Raw genomic sequence first — 9,352 nt, 5'->3', positions numbered from 1 at the left:
GCGACTCCGCACCCACAGCGCGCTCGTGGTGACGTTTCAGCCTCCGTGGTCAAGCCCGATCCGTCCGGGCCGGGCCGATCCTCCGAGTCGGCCCGGCCCGGTCCGGGGCTGTGCGCCGAGACCGCGCGGGTGTGGTCAGGCGTCGCACGGCGACGGCGCCGGCGTGGGAGCGGCCGGGACCGCGCTCGCCCAGCCGGGCAGCCGGCGGTCGTCGGGGCTGGGCATCCACCCACCGGCCCCACGGACGTAGCGCCACCGGGGCCCGGCCGTCAGGTAGGAGTCGAGGGCGGCCAGCAGCCGGTCGACGTCCGCGGCGGTGGAGCCGACGCCCACGCTCGCCCGCAGCGCGCCGTCGGCGGCGCCGAGGCGGTCGAGCAGCGGATGGGCGCAGAACCGGCCAGCGCGCAGGCTGATGCCGTGCTCGGCGGACAGGTACGCGGCGAGCGCGTCGGGCTCACGGCCGGCGACGGTGAAGGCGACCACCCCCACCGGCGCCGTGTCGCCCGCCTTGGTCGCGGCATCGGGCCAGAGGCGCAGGACCCGGACCCCGGGCAGGCCGGCGAGGCCGGCTTCGAGCCGGGCCCGCAGTGCCTCGTCGTGCGCGGCCAGCGCGCCGTCGGGCAGCGCGGCCAGCGCCCGGCAGGCGGCGGCGAGCGCCGCCGCGCCGGGAAGGTTGGGGGTGCCTGCCTCGTGTCGGGCGGGAGCGTCCGCCCAGGTCACCTCGAGCCCGGCCGACGGGCGCGTGAAGGCGTTCTCCTCGCCCGCCCGCGCGGGGCCCAGATGGCGCAGCGCGACGTTGCGCACGGCGCCGCCGCCGGCCAGGTAGGGCGGCGCGAGGTGCAGCCAGTCGGCGCGGCCGACGAGCACGCCCGCCCCGAACGGCGCGTAGAGCTTGTGCCCCGACAGCGCCAGGTAGTCGATGCCGAGCGCGGCCAGGTCGATCCGGCGGTGCGGGGCGAGCTGGGCGGCGTCGACGAACACGCGGGCGCCCGCGCCGTGGGCGATCCGGACGACGTCCGCGAGCGGCAGCCGCTCGCCGGTGACGTTGGACGCGCCGGTGACGGCCACGAGCGCCGCCGGCTGGGCGCGCAGCGCGGCGGCGAGCGCGTCGAGGGTCTCCGCCTGGGTCGGACGGGCCGCCAGCACCGTCAGGTTCGGCCCGGACCAGGGCAGCAGGTTCGCGTGATGCTCCAGGTCGAGCACCACGACCCGCGGGCCTGCCGGCGGACCTCCCAGGTCGCTGCCCGGCAGGTGCGCGACGGCGCGGGCCAGGAGGTTCACCGCGTCGGTGGTGTTACGGGTGAAGATCACGGCGTCGTCGGGCCGGGCGCCGAGGAAACGGGCGACCTCGGCGCGGGCGCCCTCGTACACGGACGTACAGACCTGGGAGGCGAACCCGGCACCGCGGTGCACGCTCGCCGAGTACGGCAGCAGCCGCGCGACCTCGGCGGCCACGGTGACCAGGCTTGGCGCGCTCGCCGCATAGTCGAGGTTGGCGTGCCGGGCCTGGCTGCCGCCGACCAGCGGGATGTCGAGGTCGCCGCCGACGACCGGCAGCAGCGGCGCCGGCCCCACGCCGATGGGTACGCGCCCCGCCGCGGGGGCAGGGGATCGATCGAGGACGGATTGCGGGCGCGCCACAGCCACGACTCCTTGGGTCCGGGACCCGGGAAGGGTCCGCGCTTGCCCGCCGGACTTCCCGGCGCGGCCTGGTCTCGACCCGGGGGGCACCCCACCGCGGAGGAGGGTTGCCGGCCAGCAAGCCCGGGCTTGGCGCTGGCGCTCTTGACCTGGTTGGAACTTTACCTACGTGCAACCGCCCGCCGTGATACCACGGCGACACCGGGTCGCACACCGCCTGGGGTCGCGCACTGCCTGCGTCCTTGGTGGCGCTCTCACGCTAACAGATTTCCCACTGGTTTTGTAGGGATTACGCCGACCGGCTGGCCACCCCCAATTGGCGAGGTCTCCGGACGCGCCTCCGGAGACCTCGCCGACCGGAGACGTCGCCGATTGGAGACGTCGTCAACCGGGGAGATCGGCGACCGGCGACCCGGCGGCCTCCTGACTACCCGCCGCTGGCAGGTCGAAGCCGGCCGCCGGTGCCGCGCCGCTGGCGGCGCGGCTCAGCTCGTCGGGCCGGCCAGAAATCGGCTGATCGCGGCGGCCAGCGCGGCCGGCTGCTGTTCCTGGACGTTGTGGCCCGACTCGATCTCGAGGATCTCGGCTCGCGGCACGCGGGCGCGGAACTCGTCGACCACCTCCGGCGAGAGGAACCCGTACGTGCCACGGACCAGTAGCACCGGGACCGCCGAGGTCTCCAGGGCTGGCCACAGGTCACGGAAGTCGATGGTGAACCCGGCATCGGGCGGCGGGCTGGCGAAGTGGTGCTTGAACACGACCGTGCCGTCGTCACGGACCCGGGTGTTGAGCGCGACGCCGCGGGTGAGCGCGCGGTGCGACGACCCGATCCCGGCGGCGAGCGCCTTCTCCACGATCTCCTCGCGGGAGCCGAACACCTGCGGCCCGGCGAGGAAGTCGGTCACCTGGGCCGCGTCCTCGAGGCGCTGGCCGGGGCTGGCGTCCACGAGGACCAGCCGGCCGACCAGGTCCGGGCGCGTCTCGGCCAGGGCGATCGCGGTGTGGGCTCCCAGCGACTGCCCGACGACGGTCTGGGGCGTGCCCGGCGCCACCGCGTCGAGGACCTCGGCCGCGGCCCGCGCGTTGCGCCGCGGGGAGTAGTCGAAGTCGTCGCGCCACGCCGAGTCGCCGTGGCCTGGCAGGTCCAGGGCGAGGGCCGGCCGGCCGAGCGCGAGAATCGTCGCGTCCCAGGTATGGGCGTTCAGCCCGCCGCCGTGCAGCAGGGTGAGTTCGGGCGCCGCGCCCCACAGCAGCGCGCTGAGCGCGCCGTCCGGGGCCGGGACCTCGACGCGGCGCACCGGCGGAAGCTCGGGCGAAGCGCCGACCTCGGCCGCCTCCTCCGCGAGGAAATCGAACTCGGCAGGGTCGTGACCCATCGTCATCCTTCCTGTCGCGGGCTGGTGCCCCGATCCGCGTTCCATCCGCCGGAGACCGGCTGTCCGGCTGTGACGAGCCTCGCCACGGTTTCCTTTTCCGCGCCGGCGTCGGCGTCAGCGGGTGTGGGCGCGCCGGCGCCGGCGATGACGGCCGCGGCGTCGGCGACCTGGTTGCCGGCGAACGCCGGACGGCCACCGTAGGGGTCCTGGTCGGTCCACAGCGTGGTCGGCGCCGCCCGCCGGACGACGGGGATCACCTCGGTGGCGAGGCGTTCGAGCATCTCCAGCTGCTGCTCGTGCGGAATCATCGTGGGCAGGCTGAACGCCTGCAGGTCGTGGCCGAACCCGGCGTGAAAGTACATGATCTTGTCGATGATCTGTTGAGGGCTGCCGACCAGCACCGGGCCTTCCGCGATGGCGTGGTCGATGTCGCGGAAGGTCATCTCGTTGCCCGGGGTGTGGTTGCCGGGCCGGTTGAAGAACTCGACCATCTTCTCGTACACCGGGCCGAAGTGCTCCCGCGCCTCGGCGGTGGTGTCGGCCAGGAAGAGGAATCCCGCTCCCGCGGCGACGTAGGCATAGCGCGGATCGTGCCCGTGCCGGGCGTACTCGGCGCGGTAGTGCTCGAGGAAGACCGTGTAGTTGTCGCGGGGCTGGATGGCGTTGGCGCTGAACAGCGGGTCGCCCCACCGGGCGGCCAGCGCGGCCGACGTGTGGGTGGTCGCCGAGCCGTGCCAGACGCGGGGCGCGCCGGCGTAGGGCCGCGGCAGGGTGGTCGCCTCGCGCAGCGGTGGGCGAAACCGGCCCGACCAGGTGACGTTCTCCTCGCGCCACAGCCGGCGCAGCAGCTCGTACTTCTCGGCGAGCGCCTCCCACTGCTGCCCCGGCTCGATGCCGAACAGGGGCAGCTGGCGGGCCTCGTTCCCCTTCCCGATGACCAGTTCGAGCCGGCCGCGGGAGAGCTGGTCGATGGTGGCGTAGTCCTCGGCCACCCGCACCGGGTCGAGGATGGACAGCACGCTGACCCCGGTCTGCAGACGCACCCGCGTGGTGGCCGCGGCGATCGCCCCGAGCAGCACCGTCACCCCGGAGGAGAGGAACGGCCCGGCGTGCCGCTCGCCGAGCGCGACCGCGTCCAGGCCCAGCTCCTCGGCGCGCCGGGCGGACGCCAGCGCCTGCGCGTACCGCTCCGCCGTGGTGACGAGCCGCCCGGAAACCGGGTTCTGGATGTGCGGAAGGATGTCGAGCACCTGGAATCTCACGTGCACCTCACGAGAAGTCGCGACCGGTCATGCCCCGCCCGCGGGGTCAGCCGCCGATGACCTTGCGATAGCCGCGCGGGCCGTCGTAGTCGTTGACGGCGAAGTGCCACGTGGCCTGGTTGTCCCAGATCACGAAGTCTCCCGGCTTCCAGCCGAAGCTCACGGTGTAGTTGGGCGACGAGGCGTGCGACAGGAGGAACGGCAGGAGGGCTTCGCCCTCGGCCTGGCCGATGCCGGTCAGCCGCAGCGCCGACGAGCTGAGGAAGAGTCCCTTGCGGCCGGTGTGGCGGTGGGTGCGCACGACCGGGTGCTCGACGGTCTCGGTCACCGGCGGCCGGTCGTAGGTCCCGTCCCCGGGGTCGGCGCTGTACACGGCGCTGACCGATTCCAGCAGCTGCTTGAACGGCTCGGACAGGCCGTCGTACGCGGCCTGCAGGTCGGCCCACAGCGTGTGGCCGCCGATCTCCGGCACGACCTGGTAGGTCAGCGACTCGATGGTGAACGGCGGGTTGCGCCAGGTGCCGCCGACGTGCCACGTCGAGGCACCGCCCGCCTTCTCGAGGTTGAAGACGTACACCAGCCGGTTGTCCTCGTGGCGGTACAGCCACAGGGGGTGGTCGAACGGCTCGTCGAAGATCTGCACGGCCCGCACGTGCGCGTCCGGCGAGAGGTCCTGGTCCCGGAACACCAGCACCTTGTGCTTCCAGAAGTCGGCGCGCAGGGCCTCGGCGGTGGCGTCGTCGACGCCGCCCGCCAGGTCGACGCCGACGATCTCGGCTCCAAGGACGGGGCTGGCCTGGCGGACTTCGTAGGGCGCGGTGCTGGTGGCGGTCACCGTGACCTCCTCTGCGTCGGATGTGCCATTAACTTTACTTAGTCGATCGATTTTATGAACTAGTATCCGTGGATTCGGGACTCGCCACTCCCCCGGCCGCCGGGTGCCGCGGGGCGGCGAGGAGTGAGGCGGCCCCCTACCGCCATTTCCGCTGACCGGGCACACGTTCGGGATGAACTGGCGTCATGAGCGCGTCCGTGGCCGGGCGGTGGACCATCGGCTGGGCGGGCGCGGCAGGCCGAGGTTCTCGCGCAGCGTGCGGCCGGAGTACTCGGCGCGGAACAGGCCGCGGCGGCGGAGCTCCGGGATCACCAGCGTGGCGAAGTCGTCGAGCGTGTCCGGCAGGTAGGGGAACACGACGTTGAATCCGTCGGCGCCGCGGCCCTCGAACCACTCCTGGATGTGGTCGGCGATCGACGCGGGCGTGCCGACGACGGTCCTGGAGTCCCGGGTGAGCTGCGCGGCGAGCTGGCGGATGGTCAGGCCGCCGGCTCTTGCCCGGTCGACGATGTGCCGCTGGGCGCTCTGGCTCTGGTTCGACAGCGGCAGCTCGGGCAGCGGGCCGTCCAGCGGGTGAGCGGTCAGGTCGACGCCGCCCAGCCAGTAGGCGAGGTCCGCGAGCGCCACCCGCGGGTCGAGCAGCCTGGTCAGCCGGTCGAGCTTGTCCTCAGCCTCCGCGAGGGTGCGGCCGACGACCGTCGCGAGGCCGGGCAGCACGACCACCTCGTCCGGGTCGCGACCGGCCGCCCGGGCCCGCGCCTTGAGATCGGCGTAGAACACCTGCGCCTCGGCGAGGCTCGGATGGTGGGTGAAGACGACGTCGGCCACGGCGGCGGCCAGGTTCTTGCCGGTCTCGGACGAGCCCGCCTGCACGATCACCGGCCGGCCCTGCGGCGGGCGCGGGATGTTCAGCGGCCCGGTCACCCGGAAGTGGGCGCCGCGGTGGTCGAGACGGTGCAGCCTGGTCTCGTCGAAGTAGCGGCCGGTCTTCTGGTCGTAGAGGAACGCGTCGTCGTCGAAGCTGTCCCACAGGCCGGTGACGACGGCGAAGAACTCGGCGGCCCGCTCGTAGCGCAGCTCATGGTCGACGTGCTGGTCCAGACCGAAGTTCTGCGCCTCGGCGTCGTTGAGCGAGGTCACCAGGTTCCAGCCGGCCCGGCCGCCGCTGATGTGGTCGATCGAGGCGAACGTGCGGGCCAGGTGGTACGGCTCGTTGTAGGTCGTCGAGGCAGTGGCGATCAGCCCGATCCGGCTGGTCGCGGTCGCCAGCGCCGCGAGCAGCGTCGTCGGTTCGAACGAGTCGTTGACGACCGAGACCCGGCGCAGCACCTCCTGATCGGCGAACGGCACGCCGACCAGGTCCGCGAAGAAGATCGCGTCGAACTTCGCCCGCTCGGCGGTGCGCGCGAGCTCGATGACGTGGCGGATGTTCACCCCGGCGTCGGGCGCCGCGTGGGGGTGCCGCCAGGCGGCGAGGTACTCCCCCGGTGGCTTGAGGAACGCGTTCAGGTGAAGCTCGCGACGCCTCGGCGCGTCGGCTGGCGTCACCGTCTCGGCTGGCGTCACCGTCTCGGCTGGGGTGGCCGTCATCGCGTGCCTGCCTCGGCGTCGACGCGGGAAGACACAGGAGACACAGGAGACACGGAAGGCTCGGAAAGCTCGGAAGGCGTGAAGGGACGGCCGGCGGGGCGGGGAAGGCCGAGGTGTCCGCGCAGGGTGCTCTCCTCGTATTCGGCGCGGAACAGGCCGCGGCGGCGCAGCTCGGGGACGACCTGGTCGACGAAGTCCTCGGCCGAGCCGGGCAGGTACGGAAAGCTGATGTTGAAGCCGTCCGCGACGCGGCGACGGAACCAGCTCTCGATGTGGTCGGCGACCGTCGCCGGCGTGCCGACGACCGAGCCGACGGTGGCGAACCGCAGCGCGAGCTGCCGGATCGTCAGGTTCTCCCGGCGGGCGAGGTCGAGCAGCAGGTCCTGGCGGCTCCTGCTGCGGTTGGTGGCGCCGATCTCGGGCACCGGCCCGTCCAGCGGGTAGCCGGTCAGGTCCAGGTCGCCGATGTTGTCCTGCACCAGCCGGCGCGCCACGTCGTCGTGCACCAGGTCCTGCAGCTCGTCGAGCCGGGCGCGCGCCTCGCGCTCGGTGCTCGCGACGTAGGGCGTGAGCACCGGCCAGACGAGCACCTCGCCGCCGCGCCGGCCGTGCGCGGCGGCCCGCGTCTTCAGGTCCGTGTAGAAGGCCTGAGCACCTTCCAGCGACGTCTGCGCGGTGAAGACGACCTCGCCGTGGCGGGCGGCGAAGTCCTTGCCGGTCTCCGACGACCCGGCCTGGAAGAGGACCGGGTTGCCCTGCGGCGGCCGGGAGATGTTGAGCGGCCCCCGGACCGTGAAGTGCTCCCCCGCGTGCCGCGCGGGGCGCAGCCCGGCCGGGTCGTAGTACAGGCCGCTCGCCTGGTCCCGGGTCACCGAGCCGTCGGCGAAGCTGTCCCAGAGCGCCCGCACGACGTGGACGAACTCCTCGGCCCGCCGGTAGCGCGACGTGTGCTCGAGGTGCGTGTCCCGGCCGAAGTTGCCGGCTTCCAGCGGGACGACGGAGGTCACCACGTTCCAGCCGGCCCGACCGCCGGACAGGTGGTCGAGCGAGGCGAACTTGCGGGCGATGTGGAACGGCTCGTTGTAGGTGGTGGTCGCGGTCGCGACCAGCCCGATCCGCTCGGTGACGGTCGACAGCGCGGCGAGCAGCGTGAGCGGCTCGAAGTGGTCGGCGCGGGCGGTCCGCTTCAGCGAGTCCAGATCATGACCCCAGATCGCCACGACGTCCGCGATGAACAGGGCGTCGAAGGTGCCGCGCTCCAGCGTCTGGGCGATCCGGACGTGATGCGCCAGGTCCAGCTGCCCGTCCGGCGGGGACAGCGGATGGCGCCAGCCAGCGATGTGCCCGCCGGAACCATGCAGCAACGCCCCGAGTGTCAGCCGCCGTGGCTTCTCAGTGGTCACAACGCCACCCCGACCGGATCTGCCACACCGACAGGGCTTGCCGGGCGCCAGCCCAGCTCGGGGGCGATGTGGGTGGCGATGACCTCCAGGCGGCGCAGGGTGGCGTCGAAGTCGGCGGCTCCGCCGGCCTCGCCCTGGATGGCGGCGATGAAGGTGGAGACGGCCCGAGGACCGACCGCGTTCGTCGCGAGGCTGTCGATGATGGTCTCGACCGGGCCGTGGTGGACGTTCATCGCGTCCAGCGTGGTCAGGTCGTCCGCGTCCGCCGGGAGCCCGAAGTGGGTCAGGTATCCGCGGTAGCGCGCTATGTCGGCCGCCAGGTCGCGGGCCGCCGCGTGCCGATCCGGCCCTGGGAAGACGCCGTGCGCGACCGCGATCCGCGCCGGCGGCACGGTCAGCGACACCGCGGCCGACGCCGCCGCCGACGCCGCCACGCCTGGCCCCCAGTCGGACCGTTCGGCCAGGTGTTCGGCCTGCTCGGCGGCGCGCCGCTCGGCCTGGTGCGCCGCCAGGTAGACGTCGGCCAGCGGGCGCTGGGTCGACTCGGCCGGGCCGACGCCGAGAATCAGGCCGTCGCCGGCGTGGGCGGCCCGGCGGGCGCCGTCGGCGGTCGACGTCGAGTCCCACAGCCGGCTCGCCAGGGCCGGGGCCGGCGGCTGCACCCGCAGCCCGTCGGTCCCCGCGACCGGCTCCCCGCCGAGCAGCCCGCGCAGCCGGGCGAGCGCCTCGGCGAACAGCTCCCGGCGTGCCTCGGCGTCGCGGCCGAAGGCGCCGAACACCGGGCTGCTCGGCCCGCCCGTGCCAAGGCCCAGCTGCAGCCGCCCACCGCTGATCGCGTCGACGACCGCCGCGTCCTCGGCGAGCCGGATCGGGTCCTCCAGCGGCAGCACCACCACGGCCGTGCCCAGGTCGATGCGCCTGGTCGCCTGCGCCGCCGCGGCGAGCAGCACCAGCGGCGACGGCAACCGGCCGTACTCCCGCTGGAAGTGGTGCTGGGCGACCCAGCCGCTGTCGTAGCCGAGCTCGTCGGCCGCGACGAACAGCTCCACCAGCCGGCGGAACAGTTCGCGCGGCTCCTCCCGGCCGAAAACGTGGGTCAGGAACCCCAGCCGGAACGGGCGGCCGGTGCCATCCCCGGCGCCGGGACTCGGCGTGCTGGCCTCGGTCATGCGAGCAGCCCGAGCGAGCGGCGGCGCCGCTCCACGGCGGGGGGGGCGCGCCGCCGCCCCCCGCCCCCGGCGGGGT

7 protein-coding genes and 1 riboswitch are annotated in these 9,352 nt (G+C 73.7%); all 7 genes read right to left on the bottom strand.

Features of this window, described 5'->3' with window-relative positions:
* Positions 1–135: 135 nt before the first annotated feature.
* On the bottom strand, positions 136–1,641 hold the full coding sequence (locus I6A81_RS20815; RefSeq protein WP_307874795.1) for an aminotransferase class V-fold PLP-dependent enzyme: 1,506 nt from the start codon (positions 1,639–1,641) through the stop codon (positions 136–138).
* A gap of 33 nt (positions 1,642–1,674) precedes the next feature.
* Positions 1,675–1,791: riboswitch (SAM riboswitch) on the bottom strand.
* Between the two features lie 335 nt (positions 1,792–2,126).
* Complete coding sequence (locus tag I6A81_RS20810; protein WP_203000020.1) at positions 2,127–3,017, bottom strand: alpha/beta fold hydrolase; 891 nt, start codon at positions 3,015–3,017, stop codon at positions 2,127–2,129.
* Between the two features lie 2 nt (positions 3,018–3,019).
* Positions 3,020–4,279, bottom strand: coding sequence for an LLM class flavin-dependent oxidoreductase (locus I6A81_RS20805; RefSeq protein ID WP_307874794.1), 1,260 nt, complete (start codon positions 4,277–4,279; stop codon positions 3,020–3,022).
* A gap of 46 nt (positions 4,280–4,325) precedes the next feature.
* A complete protein-coding gene (locus I6A81_RS20800; protein WP_203000024.1) occupies positions 4,326–5,114 on the bottom strand; it encodes a TauD/TfdA dioxygenase family protein in 789 nt (262 codons plus the stop codon).
* Between the two features lie 183 nt (positions 5,115–5,297).
* Positions 5,298–6,704, bottom strand: a complete 1,407-nt coding sequence (locus I6A81_RS20795; protein ID WP_203000027.1) for an LLM class flavin-dependent oxidoreductase — start codon at positions 6,702–6,704, stop codon at positions 5,298–5,300.
* Positions 6,701–8,107 (bottom strand): LLM class flavin-dependent oxidoreductase, encoded by a 1,407-nt coding sequence (locus I6A81_RS20790; protein ID WP_203000029.1) that lies wholly within the window; start codon positions 8,105–8,107, stop codon positions 6,701–6,703. The genes I6A81_RS20795 and I6A81_RS20790 overlap by 4 nt, the downstream gene beginning before the upstream one ends.
* Positions 8,104–9,276: an LLM class flavin-dependent oxidoreductase gene (locus I6A81_RS20785; protein ID WP_203010277.1), complete on the bottom strand. Its 1,173-nt coding sequence runs from the start codon at positions 9,274–9,276 to the stop codon at positions 8,104–8,106. Before I6A81_RS20785 ends, I6A81_RS20790 begins: the two co-directional genes overlap by 4 nt.
* Between the last annotated feature and the right edge of the window lie 76 nt (positions 9,277–9,352).

Origin of the sequence: Frankia nepalensis, from assembly GCF_016786325.1 — a bacterium.
Classification (GTDB): domain Bacteria; phylum Actinomycetota; class Actinomycetes; order Frankiales; family Frankiaceae; genus Pseudofrankia; species Pseudofrankia nepalensis.
This window is presented reverse-complemented; position numbering and strand designations above follow the sequence as displayed.

Bases quoted from the DNA above. Each gene is read 5' to 3' on its own strand.
- I6A81_RS20810 (WP_203000020.1), bottom strand. From the start codon at position 3,017: ATGGGTCACGACCCTGCCGAGTTCGATTTCCTCGCGGAGGAGGCGGCC.
- I6A81_RS20795 (WP_203000027.1), bottom strand. From the start codon at position 6,704: ATGACGGCCACCCCAGCCGAGACGGTGACGCCAGCCGAGACGGTGACG.
- I6A81_RS20785 (WP_203010277.1), bottom strand. From the start codon at position 9,276: ATGACCGAGGCCAGCACGCCGAGTCCCGGCGCCGGGGATGGCACCGGC.